Raw genomic sequence first — 16,064 nt, forward strand, 5'->3', positions numbered from 1 at the left:
GATCCAATCCCCCGTTATCGTTTTGTAAAGTAGGACAAGCCCATAATCCGTTCGATAATGAACATAAGGACCGCCGTAAAAATCATAAGCAGCACCGAAATGGCGGCAATCGTCGCGTCAAAATGGTTCTCCACATACGTCAGCATTTGGATCGGCAGCGTACTGACACCAGGACCGGTCATGAATACAGAAATATCCACGTTGTTAAACGATTCCAGGAAGGCGATCAGCACGGCCGCAATAATCCCCGACTTGATGTTCGGGAGCACCACCTTGAAGAAGGTCGCCAGATGCCCCGCACCCAAGCTCAAGGCCGCTTCCTCGACGGAGAAATCAAAGTTCGACAAGCTGGACGCGATGACACGGATAATGAAAGGCAGCATAATGACCGTATGTCCGAACAGCAGGGACAAGTAGATCGGCAGATGATACGTGATGATCAGATACTTCAGCATCGTAAAGCCGAGCACGATACCCGGAATGAGCACGGGCGAGATGAATACCGCATTCAGCGCATCCTTGCCCTTGAACTGAAACCTGCTTAAGGCGTAAGCGGCCGGCACCCCGAGAAGGAGCGCGAACACATTGCCTAGCAGCGATACGAAAATGGAGGTCTTGAACGTCTCCATGAACATTTTGACTTTGAAAATATTTTCATACCATTTGAACGAAAAGCCCTGCGGCGGAAATTTCAATACCGTTCCCGGATCGAAGGAAGCGGCGGCAATAATGAGGAGAGGACCCAGCAAAAATGCGTAGACCAGAAGCGTAAACAGGCCAAGCCCTCGATTGTTCTCCTGCATACGTTTCTACTCCTTCGGATTGAATTTATTGGCCATTTTATTCATTATCCCGATGATGATAAAGGTAATAGCAATCATGATCGTAGCGATGACGGAGGCCAAGTACCAATCGTTTAATGTAATCGCATTCTGATACAGGAAGGTCGAGATGACCTTCTGCTTGCCTCCAAGCAAGGCCGGCGTCGTGTAGGCCGTCAAGCTGCCAACGAACACCAGGATGCTCCCGATGATCAAGCCGGGAATACTGAGCGGCACGATGACCTTGCGGAACGCGGTAAAGCGGGGCGCGCCAAGACTTTCCGCCGCTTTGATCAGATCCGGGTCAATGTTCTCCATAACGCCTACCAGCGTAATGATAATCAAAGGCAGGAATAAATGAATCAGACCGATCATCATCGCCACCGGCGTATACAAAATATCCAGCGGCTCCCGGATGATCCCGATTGCCAGCAGCGTGTTGTTAAGCAGCCCTTTTTTCCCGAGCACGATCATCCAGCTGAAGGAACGGACGACAGAGCTTGTAAGGAGCGGAAAAATCGCGAGCGCGAGCAATATGCCCTTTTTCCTCACGCTTTGCTTGGAAATGTAGTACGCCACCGGAAAGCCGAGCAGGATGCATATGAGCGTCGTTACAATGCTGACCTCCAACGTCGTCCACAGTATTTTGAGAAAGTACGGGTCTTTAAAGAAATGAAGATAGCCTTCAAGCGTAAATCGGCCCTCCTGAAAAAAGGTGGACCCTATCGTCATGATAATCGGGATCAGCATAAAGAACAGTAGAAACAAAAATCCCGGCAGCAATAATACATAGTAAACCTTTTTCTTCATGTAGCTATGGCTCCTGTTCTTGTAAGGCTAGGCTTTCATCGCTTGCGTAAACAGCTGAAGAAAGGCTTCGGTATCCACATCCACGCAAACGTCCATGTTGGCCTGCTTCGACAAGCGGTTTTGAAAATCGCAGACCGTCTGCCCGTCGCACAAGTCGCTTCGGGTCTCGACATCCACATAATAGCGACGTGTCGTTACGATGCCGCGATTCAGAGCTACGCCTACGGCGAGCGGATCGTGCATGACGCAGGCACGAATGCCATTGCGCTCATAGTAGCGCTGCATATAGTCGGTCGTGCTCTCGCGGATATAGCGGGCGATGGGCGAATCCCCCATCTGCTGCATGTGCTCCTCCGTCAGAAGCGCCTTGCGGGTCACGTCGAGGCCGACCAGCGTAAGCGAAGGGAAGCCGGCGTGGAACACGATATTGGCCGCCTCCGGGTCTACGTACATGTTGTACTCCGCCGTCGGGGTCACATTGCCGTAGCTTCCGACAACCCCGCCCATGACGACGACCTCCTTCAGGAGGTGCACCAGCTCCGGAGATTGACGTACCGCCAAGGCCACATTCGTAAGCGGCCCGGTCGCGACCAGCGTCAGCTCGCCGGGATGTCGCCGCGCAGCCTCGATGATGACTTCGGGTGCAAAGCCCTCCGATGGCTGCTTATGCACGGGCATATCCTTCAGAGCGCCTCCGATCCCGTCTTGTCCGTGAACCCGATGCTCGAAGAACGACTCCCGAAGCAGCGGACGGTCCGCTCCCTTGTAGACCGGAATCGATGCCTCGCAGCCGAGCAGCTGCAGAATCTTACACGTGTTGATTGTGGCTTGATCCCGCGATACGTTGCCGTTCACCGTCGTAATGCCAAGCACGTCGAATTGGCCGCTGCGCACGGCTATCAGGATGCCAAGAGCGTCATCAACCCCCGTATCTACATCGAGAATGACTTTTTTCCTCATCATCCAGCCTCCCTTTAGAAAAAATGAGGGTACATGCCATGGTCATGTCATATACCCCTCAAATACATTGCTTCCCTATTGCGATTATTGCGTTACTTCTTTATTGAAACGGTCGATCCATTTTTTCAGGTTTTGGTTGACGAACTTCATGTCCAGCTTGCGAAGCTTGGCCACAACGTCAGCTCCGTAAGTAATGCCTTGAGCTTCTTCAGGCGTCAGGTTCAACGTCGTGTTAACCGGGGAGTCAATATGCGCTTTCGCGGATTTCTCCTGTGCTTCCTTGCTCAGGTGCCAGTTGATGAAATCCTCGGCCAGCTGCTTGTTCTTGCTTCCTTTAACGACGTTAACGGTATTCATAACCGCGTAACCGCCCTCAGCCGGGGTTACGAACTTCACGTCAGGGGAAGCGGCTTTCAAATCCTTCACATACATCTCCATGATCGGTCCTGCTGCAATCTCGCCTTGCGCCAGCATGTTAACGTATTCCGAGGTTTGTCCGTAGTATTTAACGACGGATTTGTTCAGCTCCTTCAATTTGGCGAAGGCTTGATCTTCGTTAAACGTGCTGTTACCGGCTACGATAGAAGCCGCATCCACGATCATCGGGCCGCTGGTGGCTGTAATGTTAGGCATCGTCAGCTTTTTGGCGAGCTCCGGACTCCACAGGTCTGCCCAGGATTTGATTTCTTTGCCGCCAAGCGCTTTCGGGTTGTAAGCAATACCCAGCTGGCCAATGGTGTAAGCAGGACCGTAGTCTTCGCCGAGCGGCGCTTTGGCTACATCATAGATGTCCTTCAGGTTCGTCAGGCGGCTGCGGTCGATCTTCTCGAACAATCCCGCATCAATAGCTTGCTGTGCATAGTAATCGGATAAGTACATGACATCCACGTTAGAGCTGCCTTGTTTTACTTTGTTCAGGCGGTCCGCGTTGTTGCCGATTTCAAGCACGATTTTGACATTATGCGCTTTTTCGAACGGCTCATAAATTTCTTTGCGGAAAAAGTCTTCCGAGAAGCCCCAGGTCGAGATCACCAGCTGTGTCGGCGCTCCTTTGCCGTCTTTATTATCCGCTGCCGCTCCTCCTTGCTCTTTAGGCGCACCGCATCCGGTCAGTGCAAGTCCCAGAACAGAAAGTGAAAGTATGCCTTGTACCCATTTCTTTTGCATCGTCGTTTGACCTCCAAAGGTTAATTAATTGAATTTCGTAAAGAATCGGCTGCAAGAAATATTTAGTAGTATTTTGCAAATTCGGCAATCTATGCACGTATCCTACGCTCTCTAAATAACGCAGCCAATGCCCCCTCTTGCTTATAGAAAAAAAGAAAGTGCCCCTGATAGAATAAAAGCTTCTAACAAGAGCACCTTCCATTGTAAACAATGTCCAGCGGATCTGTTTTGTCTTACACGGGTCCGGTTTCCTCTTCAGATAGATCCGAGGAGAAACGCCGGTCTATTTACGTTGTACGGTCGCTGCCGACCAAAATGACATTCGTGAAAGCCCACTGTGTCGGCGGGTCATAGTCCCGGAGGACCGCTTCGATGGAAAGCCCCATCTCCTGCTCAAGTCTTTCACGGATTCGCTTCTTATAGATCGATGACATGTAAAAATCAACCTCGTACTTCAGCGTCGGCGCTTCGCCCTCCAAAGCGGTAGACCGCGGTGAGCGGCGGTGCCTGGCTTGAAACGTGATGATGTTCCCCTCAATCGATGCTTTAAGCAAAGTAGTGCCGAATCCGAACAATTCCTTTGACACCTCGTTATAGATGTGACACAGCTTCTTTTTGAATTCGTTAGAATCGGTTAGGGACACAAGGTTCACCTTCTAAAACTGTCATCGGATTCGAATCTATGTTAATAATACTGAATTCACGCTATTTTTTCAAGCAATCGTTCGGTTTTCTTTCTATAAAAAGACTTCCAGTCCTAATTTTTAACAAAAATCAGGGAATTTTCCGAATGAAAAACAAATACTCATTAGGTCAGGCTTCATGCTCCGGGCCGCTTAAGCCCTTTCCCGGCTCCCTGCGGTACTCCGAGGGCGTGCAGCCGTTCCATTTCTTGAACGTGTTGCTGAAATACGCAACATCCGAATAGCCGACCCGGTCGGCAATTTCACTGATCCGGAGCGAGGTGGCGCTCAGCAGCCGCTTGGCCTCCTCCATCCGCATTTCCGCCACATAATCGATGAAATTACGGTTTAGCTGCTGCTTGAACAGTTGGCTCAAATAGCTCGGATTCAGATGCACAAGAGCTGCGGCCTTGGTTAACGTAATGTCCCCCGATAAATGGGCGCGTATATAGTCCTGCACCTGCCCGATCGGCGATTGCTCCAGTGGTTTAGAAAGAGAGGCAGGCCTGCGGGCCGCTTCATCCGAAGGCGGACGGTATTGATTCATCCATTTGGTTAAGCACGCCCGCATCTCCTCAAGCTCCACCGGCTTCAATAAATAATCGAACACACCCGAACGAAGGGCCTGCTGCACATATTGGAAGTCATCGTAGCCGCTTATTACGATAATGGACTGGGTACGGTCGTTAAGCCGCAGCTCCTGAACGAAACGAAGACCTTCCATCACAGGCATCTTGACGTCCGTCAGGATAAGGTCCGCCTCGCCAATCTTAAGCCAGTCCAGCGCCTCCAGCCCGTCCGACGCTTCATGAACGACATGAAAGGGCAGGCCCGTTTTTTCAATCACTTTCTTCAGTGAGATGCGCACCCACCGTTCGTCATCAATCAGCAGCACGCGGTACACCGATGCTCCAGCCTCCTTTTCCGTGCTTTTGGGATGGACGGTCCGTTCTAAGGATTGCGGCGGTAGCCTGCCGCTCCCATAGTCCCATAGCTCCATTATGCTTCCTCAAGAAGCTCCCTCCCCTCCTCATAAGGAAGCCGGATCCGGACCACGGTTCCGTGTCCGCTTACGCTCTGCAGCGATACTCCGAACTCCGGACCGTACAAATAGGCGATCCGCCGGTGCACATTGGCAATGCCGATATGCGCTCCCCCGGCGAGCACATCCTTTCCCTCCAGGTCGCGGTGGATGCGCCGGAGCTGCTGCTCCGACATGCCAATGCCTGTATCGAGGATGACGACGCAGAAGGAATGCCCGGAATCCCGCTCCGCGGTTATTCGGATATGCATCAGCCCGACACCCGGCTCGATGCCGTGAATCATACTGTTCTCGACGATAGGCTGCAGCGAGAATTTCGCTATCTGCTGCTCCAATGCCCACGGCGGGACGTCAAGCTCATATTCGAGACGATCCTCGAACCGGTATTTCTGGATCCGAAGGTACACCTCGCAGAAGCTCAGTTCTTCCTGCAGCATAACCGTCGGGGAGGTGCTCTTCAGATTGTAACGCAGCAGCTTGGCCAGGGAAGCCGACATGGAGGCGATATCGTCCATATCCTGCTCGAGCGCCATACCGCGCAGCGTTTCCAGCGAATTATACAGAAAATGCGGATTCATCTGCGACTGCAGCACCTTCAGCTCCGTTTCCTTCTGACGCAAGGAGGCCTCCGTCTCGCGCAGGCGGGTGAAATAAATTTCCTCCAGCAGCCCCTCAAGTTTCTCGACCATTTTGTTGAACCCGTGCGTTAACAAGCCGATCTCATCCAATGAGCGGACCTCCAGCTTGCCGGAGAAGTCCCCGACCTCCACCTTCTTCATAAACCGCTGCAGCCGGCGGATCGGGTTTACCAGGCTTGCCGCGAAACCGATTCCCAGCAAATATGCAGCGGCAAGCGAGCCAAGCAGCGTCCAGAGGATCGTCCGTCCGATATAGGCAGTCCCGTTCGTCAGCTCCGCATAAGGAATGGAGGTCACCAGCCGCCAGCCCAAATAATGCGATAGGCTGAACGTCAGAAAATTGCGCGGCTTGTCCTGATCCGTCATCGAGCCGCTCTCTTGGGCAAGCATCCTCTCGAAGCTCTTGCCGTTCGCGGGCTTACCGACCTGCTGCAAATCGGGATGGTACACATAATGATTCTGGGCATCGATGATGTAGAGGAAGCCGGTTCGACCGATCGCCACCTTCTCGGCTATCTCCTGGATCCGCTTAAAATTGACGTCCATGATCATGATCCCGATCGGCTCAAGCGTATTCGGACTGATCAAGCGGCGCACAATGGAGATCACCTGCTCCTGATGATCCCGGCCTCGAATGACGCGGCTTATCAGCTTGGGCGAGCTGTCCTCCGGTATCGTTGCATACCAGTATTCCTGCCGCAGCTGCTTGGCCGAGTAAGGGCTATCGTAGTCTATGGCGTCAATGACCTGTTCATCGTGAACGATGACCGTAATGTTGCTGATATCCGACCGGGAATAGGCGGCGTTTTTCAATACCTGCTCGATGTCCGTCTGAATCCCGCTCTGCTTCATCTCCTCCATCGTCCGCATCTTCAGGAAGCGGTTCATATCGGGATGGTTAATGATGCGAAGCGTATCGATCTCGAAATCCTGCACGTAATACTCGACATGAGCCTTCACCTGCTCGATGATTTGCCAGCTGTACTGCCCCGCCTCCTGCTCGAGCACCTCGGACGACCTTTGGTACGATATCGTTCCGACAAGAAGCAGCGGGAATACGACGATCAATGCCGAGTAAAACAACATTTTGACCGTCAGCGTCCGATTGCGAAGCAGCACAACCCGTTGGAACGCGCCGGCGGCCTTGCTCCATATCTTCACGGGCGGATCACCCCTTGGTTACAGCTCCTGCTTCAGCCGGATCATGTCTCTGCACTGCAGTCCGTTTTCGTAAATCGGCTCCTCATAATTCCGTACGAAATAGTCCATGTCAACACCGTGAATCCGGAAGCCGCATCTTTGGTACAAATGCAGCTGCCCGACGCTCGAGTTTCCCGTTCCTATTTCTATCGTATGGCAGCCCTGCTCCCTAGCCGCCTGGATGGCGTGCGTAAGCAGCTTTCTCCCAAAGCCCTGCCCCTGCATATTCTCCAGTACCGCTATGTTCATGATTTCGACCGTTAACGGTCTTGTGGGCAGAAGCGCTACGACTCCTGCGATCATGCCTTCATGCTCCATTACATAGCAGCGGCACCGGTCTATATAGGTCCGAATGACCGGCTCCTCGGGATCTGCCAGCAGCAGCAGGTCCATCGGATACGGTTCGCCCGGCTTTAACTCTCTGATTATCATACTAATCCCCCATTTCGAGATTCGGAGATGGCTGCGGTTCAACTCTTCAGCGGTTCATAATGTCCCGGAACAGCTGATCCCGCTCCTCTCTCCGCCCTTCGTACAATTGTAAATAGTCAAACAGCTCGAAGGAAAAATCGACAAATGCGCGCCCCTTCGCCGTTATCACATGTCCGTCTCTTACTACTCTCTGCTCCACATAGCGCTCCCGCGGAAACGGGTCCTCTACGTCCAATTGCCGGATCCGGTCAACCGAGCAGGAGGTTGTATACTTCCTGTGAGCCAGAATGCCCGCTCCGCCCAAATATTGCGGGCCGTTGCAGATTGCAGCCAGAAGCTTCTCCTCCCTGTCCAGCTTCCGGATCAGCTCCGTCAGCTCCTGCCGCTGCTTTCGTATAGGTCCGCCGGGAATGATGAGCCCCTCTACGTCCTGCAGCTCCATCGCCTCGGCAAGAGTGGCATTCGGCTTGTACGTCAAGCCGGATTCGCTGATCACCGGCTGATGATCGTATCCGACACACAGCACTTCTTTCTTGCCTACGTTTTTGATTTTGTGAAAAGCCAGCGTAATTTCAAAATCCGCAAAATCCTCGGATATAAAGCAAAGGATTCTCCCCATGACGCTCCCTCCCGTCGTATGCTTTTGGATGCTCAGCCTGTCCAATATTTTACCAAAAAAGTATTTTCCAAAAAAATGAAGGGGCGTTTCTTTCCCCATCGTCTTGTATAGCATAAAAACTAAAGTAGAGGAGTGAGCCTTCAATGCTCAAAACCATCTCGGTACGGTTCGTCGTTTCCTTGTTAGCCTTGATTCTGCTTGCCTACGTTATTATGCAGTACGGATTATCAGACCCCCATAAGGCGGGCCTGATCGTTCAAAAGCTGAAAAAGCCGGACTTTCACTATGCTCCATGGATTTATGTACTGTATTTGCACATCATCACTGCCTGTCTGGCTGTCGCCATCGGACCGTTTCAGTTGTTCATCCGGCCGAAAAGAAAAGGAATTCAGATCCACCGCATCCTAGGCTATACCTATGTGCTCTCCATCACGGCGAGCGGACTGATCAGCATTTATTTATCCATCTTCGCTACCGGAGGGTGGATGGCCGGACTGGGCTTTTTTACCCTGGATGTTCTATGGGTGCTAACAACCTGGATATCCGTCAAAAAGGCCGTAAGCAAACAATTTCAGGCCCACAAGGAATGGATGCTGCGCAGCTACGCTCTTACCTTGGCCGCCGTTACGTTTCGCGTCTGGCTGCTAGCGCTGACCCCGCTGTTCAGCGGTCCGATGGAGCCTCCCTATCGGCTGTCCGCTTGGCTGTGCTGGATCGGGAATCTGGTGTTTATCGAGATATTCATCCGGCTGTCCCGCAGGAAATCCGTGCGCACCACACTAACCGCTTGATCTATTTAGATGGGCTCTTCCATCTATGATGACGGATGACCCTTCCCTGCTCGGAATCGTTGATCAGTTCATGAAGCCGTTTTAACCGGGTTTCCTCTTTCTTGGCGCTGACAACCCAATGAACGACTGTCTTTCGGTAGGACGGGGACTGCGCCTGAAAGTAGTCCCATGCCTTCTTATTGGCACAAAACAAGGCCTCGTACGCTTCTCCAAGCTCCGCGTCCTTCTCCTGCTCGTAAGCGTAGACAGCCGTTTGCTCCTCCTTCCGTTCGGCAAAGGCGCGAAGCCCCTCCGGGCGCATTTTCCCGAGCTTCGTCAGCTCCTCCACCTTCTGAACGTTCACAGCGCTCCAAATGCTCCCGCGTTTGCGGGGAGTGAACCGGATCGTATAGCTGACGTCGTCAATACCTTTGCGGACGCCGTCGATCCACCCGAAGCACAGCGCCTCATCTACCGACTCCGGCCACGTCATGCTCGGCTTGCCGGAGGCTTTTTTATAGAAGCCGACCTGCAAGGATTGAGCCTTATCATGATTCTCTTCAAGCCAGGCACGAAACTCGGATGGAGTAGCAAAAAAAACAGGTTCCATCGTTATCACTCCTTCAGGATAGGGTAACGACCCAGATACTGTTCCCTACAAGCTGCCATGTCCTGCACATCTATATTATTAATTCCATTAAAGGGCTTCAATTTCCTGTCGCTTATTCATGATATATTAATAGAAAACCTATTCAGGAGGAAGCCGCCCATGCGATACCCTGTTTTAACCGAAACGCTTGCCCTGCGTCTTCAGCAGGCTGAAACCGACTTCTTCAGTTCAAGAATCCGCTCGATCGGGGAACGTCCCGGAAACCCGGAGGGCGTCGACGTTCGCAGCTTCGGCAGCACGACCGCCTATTATATCCGAACGATGCCTTGGGGTATATTTAACAGCGTAAAAGGTTTATCTGACAAAGATACGGACAAGGTGGGGGACATCGCCGCCTTTTATCGGGAAAGAGACAGAAAGCCGCTGGTCGATATCTCCCCTGCCGGCTCAAGTCCTGGACTGTTCCAGGCCCTGACGGACCATGGAATGATTCAGCAGGGGTTTCATTCCGTTCTTTACGGACTGCCGCTGCGGGAACTGCCTGCGCTTCCGGATACGGTAGATATTGTTGAGGTTACCGATCACGGCCTCTTTGACAAATACGCCGAGGTGCATTGTACAGCGTCCGGCATGTCTATTGAACACAAGCATCATTTCATCCATAATAACATCGGCTTAATGCATAGGCCCGGATGGAGATTGTTTCTCGCAAGTGTAGAAGGGAAACCGGCAGCCGTAGCCGCCATGCATAGCAGCGGGGGGATCGCTTCGTGCGCTCTGGCAGCCACCCTCCCTGCATACAGAAGGAGAGGATTGCAGACGGCCCTTTTGCAGCGCCGCATGCATGAAGCTTATAAGGAGGACTGCGAGCTTGTCACCGCTCAAGCCGGCTTTGCCAGCACCAGCCAGAATAACATGGTGCGAGTTGGTTTGCATCTGGCTTGGACGCGGACCGTCTGGACTTTGGCTTAGCGAGCCTGATTGGTGATCATCATTATGAATACAATGAACCTGTAAATTCCTGAAGCTTCTGACTTGCATGGTATCATCCAACTATTATCCTCTTTTCATTGTGGCAGGCAGCTCTATTGTTTATGCTGGATCTAAAGGCTATAAGAATGCCCGTGAACTTAGCAGTCCATTCAAGGAGGTCACTGAAGGATGAGGATCACCAAGCGAAAAGTCCTTGTCATCTTACTAATAGCGGCAGCGATCGTCTATATCACGAACAGCTCGCGTCTGGCTCCCTCAAGAGACGGGGCCCCGCTGCTGCTGGCGCACCGCGGACTCGCCCAAACCTTCCATATGGAGGGTATTACCAATGATACCTGTACGGCGGAACGAATCTATGCACCGGAGCACCCTTATTTGGAAAATACGATAGCCTCCATGAACGCAGCCTTTAGAGAGGGAGCCGATATCGTAGAGTTTGATGTGCAGCCTACCAAGGACGGACGATTCGTCGTATTTCACGACTGGACGCTGGATTGCCGGACGAATGGTGCCGGGGTGACCAGAGATCATACGGCTGCCGAGCTCCAAGCCCTGGATATCGGATACGGTTATACGGCCGACGGGGGACAGACCTATCCTTTTCGCGGAAAAGGCATCGGGCTGATGCCGACCCTCGACGAGGTGCTCTCTACCTTTCCCGACCGCTCCTTTCTCATTCACGTGAAGAGCAATGACCCTGATGAAGGGGCTCAGCTTGCCCAATATCTTAAAACGTTACCGACTAACCGGCTTGAGCAGCTGACCGTATACGGAGGTGATCAGCCGGTCGCCGCGGTGAAGGAGCTGCTGCCCGGCCTGCGAACGATGTCCAAGGCTTCGCTCATCCGTTCCTTGCTTACATACGAAGCGCTGGGCTGGACCGGCTTTATTCCTTCCTCCATAGAGCACACTCAAATTCATATACCGGAGAAATATGCTCCTTACTTGTGGGGATGGCCGAATCGTTTTCTGGAGCGTATGGAGAAGGCCGATACCCGAGTCATCGTGGTCGGAGGAGACGGCTCGGAGTTTTCCCATGGATTCGATACGCCGGAGGACGTAGAGCGTCTGCCGCGCGGCTACACAGGGGGCATCTGGACCAATCGCATCGACCTGATCGCACCTATGTACAGAGGCAAATGAACGGGAATCATCGTCGTTCCTGGTGATCCGGTCTTCGCTTGAGCCGTACAAGGGCTTTCTGCACAGAGAACCGCTGGCATAAAGGGCGACAGAAGTCCCTGCTTCCTTGTCCCGCCCAAAATGAGACGATCGTCCCTTGTCCCCCATCCCCCATTTGGTAAATAATGGACTAAACCATTAAACATGATTCATCAAAGGGGGAAACTAACATTGAAAAAATCATGGACCATTGCTTTAATGGCTGCAGCCGTCGTTCTTCTGCCATTTACCGCCAAAGCTTCCGAAGAAATCGCCGCGCTCCTGGTACCGCAGTTCAAGCTGGTGGATAACGGCAAGCTGATTGACACGTCGGAGGATACTCCGATCATGTATAACGAAAAAACTTACGTTCCGTTAAGACTGGTAAGCGAGGCATTAGGCTATGAGGTGACCTGGGATGGCGCCAATCAGGCTATTCACTTCAAGCAGCCGGAAGGCAATTACCCGCTTCTTAAGAATGAGGGCGTACAGATTGTGTCGGCCGAACCCAAATATGACATGATGACGTCCTTGGACAGCACCCATTATCTGGGGTCGATCTCCCTAGAGATCGTCTATGAGGTCTCCCAAGATCTCGACCGCGAGCCGGTGCTTGCTCTGGAGAGGCTCAATAAGGACCAGACGGTTCTGACTACCAATACGCAGCTTCTGAATAAAAAGAAGGGCGTCTATAAGACCACTATCCTGGGGGATTCCAAACGGCTTCCTTACGATATTAAAACAGACCGTGAGACGGTCATCAAGCAAATGCAGAACGATTACTTCTATCGGTATAAACTTAAATAACCACCCAACACCCCCCTGTGCATCTGCTCAGGGGGGTTGGTTTGTTGAGAAACCTTTCATTTTAAAAAAATGCGAAAGTGGTAGGTGGGGTATCCCCTGTAGGAACGATAGTGCCCGCCTTTGTTCTCGGGAAATTCCCGCTATAGAGCGAAATAAAATCAAGATTTCCTGAGAACAACAGCTGGGGGCTTTGCGTAGCAAAGCCTGCTTCGGAAGCTTGGCCGGAGGGGGGGTACCGCACCGGGGCACCCTAGCAATTGTTCAGATTGTCGGTATCTTATAGACATCACCCCCTACACAAGTGCAGGGGGTTGCCGTTTCCATCTCGCTTATTTTTTCCTGGCCGCATCAATCTGCTCTAAGACGTCTTTATATTCCGGACGATATTTCTCGATAACCGGCTTCACCGCGTCCTGCCAAGGCTTAACGTCCTTAACCTCAGTGATGGTTACGCCGGCCGCACGGACCCTGGCTTCCGCGTCCTTCTCATACTTATCCCAGGATTCGCGCTGGGTTTTGACAGAATCGATGGCGGCCTGCTTCACGATCTTGCGGTCCTCCTCTGACAGCTTATTCCAGGCCGATTGGCTGATCAGGAGCACTTCCGGCACGCGTTGATGCCCATCCAGAATCATATGCTTCGCCACTTCATAATGGTTCGAGGACTGATAGCTCGGGAAATTGTTCTCGGCCGCGTCAATTACGCCGGTTTGCAGGGAGCTGAAGACCTCGCCGTAAGCCATAGGCGTCGCATTGGCTCCGAGTGCGGACATCAGATCGATGTTGATCTTGTTCTGAATGACGCGAACCTTCTGGCCCTTCAGCTCCGCCAGATTGGTTACCGGCTTGCGGGAATAGAAGTTACGGGCGCCGGAGCTGTAATAGGCCAGACCTTTCATTTTGGAGCTTTCCAGGCTGTCCAGTAGCTTGTTGCCATTATCGCTCTCCAGAAACTTCCACAGATGCTGATCGCTGTCGAACACATAAGGGAGGCTGAAGACGCCGAAGTTTTTATTGAACTCCGCCAACGGTCCGCTGCTGACGCGGGTGAATTCGATGGCTCCGAGCTGAACCTGCTCGATGACCGCCTTTTCCTCCCCTAGCTGGGATGAAGGGAAGACGTCGATCTTAATGCGGCCGTTCGTACGCTCGTTGACCAGGTCAGCGAATTTTTTATCCCCGATCACGGTCGGATAATCCGGCGGATGCGTATCCGCCAAGCGGAACGTATACTTCTTCCCTTCGACCTTCTTATCTCCCCCGGCTGTCGTCGGCTTAGCAGGGTCCTTGGTGTTGCAGCCTGCAAGGACACCCCCGGCCATAATCAAGCATGAAAGGACACTTACCACTTGGATGAACGGTTTCATTCGTACACTTCCCCTTTTATTTGAATTATTAATGCTTCATCATATTAGGCAGCCACATCACTAAATCCGGCACATACGTCAGCACGAGCAGCACGACGCACATCACATAGAAGAAGGGCATCATCGCTTTCGTCCCTTGGCTGATCGATATTTTTCCGATGGCGCAGCCGACGAACAGCACTGTCCCGACCGGCGGCGTCAGCAGCCCGATGCCCAGGTTCAGCATCATAATAATGCCGAAATGGACCGGATCCATTCCGAGATGAGTTACGACGGGCAGCAGGATCGGCGTCATGATCAAAATAAGCGGGGCCATATCCATAGGGGCGCCGAGAATCAGCAGCACGATATTAATAATAAGCAGGATGATAATCGGGCTGTCCGATATGGCCAGCATCGCATCGGTCACCATGGCCGGAATTTTCAGGTAAGCCAGCAGCCAGCTGAACGCATCGGATGCGGCGATGAGGAACAGCACCATGGAGACGGTTCGGAACGTTTTTTGCAAAATCACCCACATGCGGCTGACCGGAATGTCCCTGTAGACGACAAACGTCAGGATAAAGGCGTATAAGCAGGCCAATGCACCCGACTCCGTCGCCGTAAACCAGCCGCTGAAGATGCCCCCGAGAATAATAGCCGCTGTCATCAGCGACATTAAGCCATCCAGCACGATCTTCGGAATATCCTTGCGTTCTACCGGGTCTCCCTTGGCATACCCTCGCTTGATCGCATACACGTAGCTTGTCGCCATCAGGGAGATGCAGAGAATCAATCCGGGGATGATGCCCGCAAGGAACAGACTGGCTATAGATACGCCGCCCCCCGCCGCCAAGGAGTACAGCACCAGATTGTGGCTCGGAGGAACGACCACCCCTTGAATCGCGGAGGATACGGTAACTCCTACCGCATAGTCGGTATCGTAGCCTTTTTTCTTCATCATCGGGATCATGACGGAGCCGATCGAGGACACATCCGCTACCGCCGAACCGGAAATGTTGCCGAAGAACATGCAGGCGACCGAGTTCACCATCGCCAGTCCGCCCCGTATCCCGCCGACAATCAGCTGGGCGAGATTCACGAGCCGCAGCGCAAGCTTGCCCTCGCTCATCATATGTCCGGCAAGAATAAAAAATGGTATCGTCAGGAGTGAATACGAGCTGATGCCCTGAATCATCCGTTGACCGACCACCGCCAGCGGGATATCCAGATACATCACCGTCAGCAATGTAGACAGCGCCAGCGTCAGCGAGATTGGAAACCGCAGCACCATCAGAACTACGAAGCTGACGGTAAGAATGAGTATCGCGATTGTCGTTTCTTCCATCTAATGACTCCCCTCCTCAATGCCTCGATGCCTTCTTGTGTCGATCCCGATAAACTGCAGGAAGGAATACACGCATACAAGCAGACCCGTGATCGGCATCACCACATAAATAACGCTGTTGGGAAGCTTGGTCGCCGCCAGCGTGCTCTCGTTCATGAGGATGGTAAACTCGGTACCGGATAGGATCAGATAGACACCGAAGGCGAACGTGCTTGCATAAATCGTCTTATCCAGTACCCAATTGACTTTGGGAGGAAACTTGCTTGTAAACGAATCGATGGCCAGATGCAGGTGCTCGCGAAAACCGTACGCGATACCAAGGAAGGAGAACCAGACCAACAGCAGGAGCGTCACCTCCTCCGACCAAAATAATACGAAATGAAACAGCTTCCGGGTCAACACCTGGGTCGTTACGATAAGAATCATCGCCAGCAGCGCCGCCATGGAAAAGGTCTCAAAAAAGCTATCGATCCACAAAAACGCTTTTTTCAGAGCTTTCACCTTTCATCCCCCTTCAGACTTGCAAATATGTGATGTAAGCACTTACATTTTCGGTCACAAAACCTATTGTAAAGAATATGGAGCGGAAACGGTACGCCATGGATTTTAGATTTATTTGTAATTTTTTTAGGTCTTTCCTGGCGTGGGCCCCTTGAT

Annotated in this window: 17 protein-coding genes; 4 read left to right on the forward strand and 13 right to left on the reverse strand. The window is 52.4% G+C overall.

The features are described 5' to 3' along the window. Positions 1–14: 14 nt before the first annotated feature. The 9 genes from GGC63_RS16920 to GGC63_RS16960 form a co-directional block, all read right to left on the reverse strand. Positions 15–803 (reverse strand): ABC transporter permease, encoded by a 789-nt coding sequence (locus GGC63_RS16920; protein ID WP_079913671.1) that lies wholly within the window; start codon positions 801–803, stop codon positions 15–17. A gap of 6 nt (positions 804–809) precedes the next feature. Beyond that, positions 810–1,631, reverse strand: a complete 822-nt coding sequence (locus tag GGC63_RS16925) for an ABC transporter permease (protein WP_192703288.1) — start codon at positions 1,629–1,631, stop codon at positions 810–812. Between the two features lie 27 nt (positions 1,632–1,658). Further along, positions 1,659–2,591: a nucleoside hydrolase gene (locus tag GGC63_RS16930; RefSeq protein ID WP_192703481.1), complete on the reverse strand. Its 933-nt coding sequence runs from the start codon at positions 2,589–2,591 to the stop codon at positions 1,659–1,661. A gap of 84 nt (positions 2,592–2,675) precedes the next feature. Continuing rightward, positions 2,676–3,758: an ABC transporter substrate-binding protein gene (locus GGC63_RS16935; protein WP_192703289.1), complete on the reverse strand. Its 1,083-nt coding sequence runs from the start codon at positions 3,756–3,758 to the stop codon at positions 2,676–2,678. Between the two features lie 287 nt (positions 3,759–4,045). Continuing rightward, positions 4,046–4,402 carry a DUF2294 domain-containing protein gene (locus GGC63_RS16940; protein WP_192703290.1) on the reverse strand — a complete coding sequence of 119 codons (357 nt, stop codon included), beginning with the start codon at positions 4,400–4,402 and terminating at the stop codon, positions 4,046–4,048. Positions 4,403–4,571: 169 nt separating this feature from the next. Continuing rightward, on the reverse strand, positions 4,572–5,441 hold the full coding sequence (locus GGC63_RS16945) for a response regulator (protein ID WP_225948277.1): 870 nt from the start codon (positions 5,439–5,441) through the stop codon (positions 4,572–4,574). Next, complete coding sequence (locus GGC63_RS16950) at positions 5,441–7,282, reverse strand: sensor histidine kinase (RefSeq protein WP_318781066.1); 1,842 nt, start codon at positions 7,280–7,282, stop codon at positions 5,441–5,443. The genes GGC63_RS16945 and GGC63_RS16950 overlap by 1 nt, the downstream gene beginning before the upstream one ends. A gap of 18 nt (positions 7,283–7,300) precedes the next feature. Beyond that, complete coding sequence (locus GGC63_RS16955; RefSeq protein WP_192703291.1) at positions 7,301–7,753, reverse strand: GNAT family N-acetyltransferase; 453 nt, start codon at positions 7,751–7,753, stop codon at positions 7,301–7,303. A 46-nt stretch (positions 7,754–7,799) separates the two neighbouring features. Continuing rightward, positions 7,800–8,372 carry a DJ-1/PfpI family protein gene (locus tag GGC63_RS16960; RefSeq protein ID WP_192703292.1) on the reverse strand — a complete coding sequence of 191 codons (573 nt, stop codon included), beginning with the start codon at positions 8,370–8,372 and terminating at the stop codon, positions 7,800–7,802. A gap of 143 nt (positions 8,373–8,515) precedes the next feature. Between GGC63_RS16960 and GGC63_RS16965 the strand changes: the two genes are divergently transcribed. Next, positions 8,516–9,163, forward strand: a complete 648-nt coding sequence (locus tag GGC63_RS16965) for a DUF2306 domain-containing protein (protein ID WP_192703293.1) — start codon at positions 8,516–8,518, stop codon at positions 9,161–9,163. Position 9,164: 1 nt separating this feature from the next. On the opposite strand, the gene GGC63_RS16970 is transcribed toward GGC63_RS16965, so the two are convergent. Continuing rightward, complete coding sequence (locus tag GGC63_RS16970) at positions 9,165–9,752, reverse strand: YdeI/OmpD-associated family protein (RefSeq protein WP_192703294.1); 588 nt, start codon at positions 9,750–9,752, stop codon at positions 9,165–9,167. 159 nt (positions 9,753–9,911) lie between these two features. Between GGC63_RS16970 and GGC63_RS16975 the strand changes: the two genes are divergently transcribed. The 3 genes from GGC63_RS16975 to GGC63_RS16985 all read left to right on the forward strand — a co-directional run bounded on the left by GGC63_RS16975 (position 9,912) and on the right by GGC63_RS16985 (position 12,713). After that, positions 9,912–10,724, forward strand: coding sequence for a GNAT family N-acetyltransferase (locus GGC63_RS16975; protein ID WP_192703295.1), 813 nt, complete (start codon positions 9,912–9,914; stop codon positions 10,722–10,724). A 189-nt stretch (positions 10,725–10,913) separates the two neighbouring features. Continuing rightward, the gene (locus tag GGC63_RS16980) at positions 10,914–11,888 is read left to right on the forward strand and encodes a glycerophosphodiester phosphodiesterase family protein (RefSeq protein WP_192703296.1); all 975 of its coding nucleotides are present in this window, start codon (positions 10,914–10,916) and stop codon (positions 11,886–11,888) included. A 210-nt stretch (positions 11,889–12,098) separates the two neighbouring features. Beyond that, the gene (locus GGC63_RS16985; RefSeq protein WP_225948278.1) at positions 12,099–12,713 is read left to right on the forward strand and encodes a stalk domain-containing protein; all 615 of its coding nucleotides are present in this window, start codon (positions 12,099–12,101) and stop codon (positions 12,711–12,713) included. A 329-nt stretch (positions 12,714–13,042) separates the two neighbouring features. On the opposite strand, the gene GGC63_RS16990 is transcribed toward GGC63_RS16985, so the two are convergent. Genes GGC63_RS16990 through GGC63_RS17000 form a run of 3 tightly spaced genes read right to left on the reverse strand, consistent with a single transcriptional unit; the run spans position 13,043 to position 15,908 of the window. After that, positions 13,043–14,080 (reverse strand): TRAP transporter substrate-binding protein, encoded by a 1,038-nt coding sequence (locus GGC63_RS16990; protein WP_192703298.1) that lies wholly within the window; start codon positions 14,078–14,080, stop codon positions 13,043–13,045. 28 nt (positions 14,081–14,108) lie between these two features. Next, positions 14,109–15,407 (reverse strand): TRAP transporter large permease, encoded by a 1,299-nt coding sequence (locus GGC63_RS16995; RefSeq protein WP_192703299.1) that lies wholly within the window; start codon positions 15,405–15,407, stop codon positions 14,109–14,111. After that, on the reverse strand, positions 15,408–15,908 hold the full coding sequence (locus tag GGC63_RS17000; RefSeq protein WP_079913685.1) for a TRAP transporter small permease: 501 nt from the start codon (positions 15,906–15,908) through the stop codon (positions 15,408–15,410). Positions 15,909–16,064: the final 156 nt, after the last annotated feature.

Source organism: Paenibacillus sp. OAS669 (assembly GCF_014873645.1).
Classification (GTDB): Bacteria; Bacillota; Bacilli; order Paenibacillales; family NBRC-103111; genus Paenibacillus_S; species Paenibacillus_S vulneris.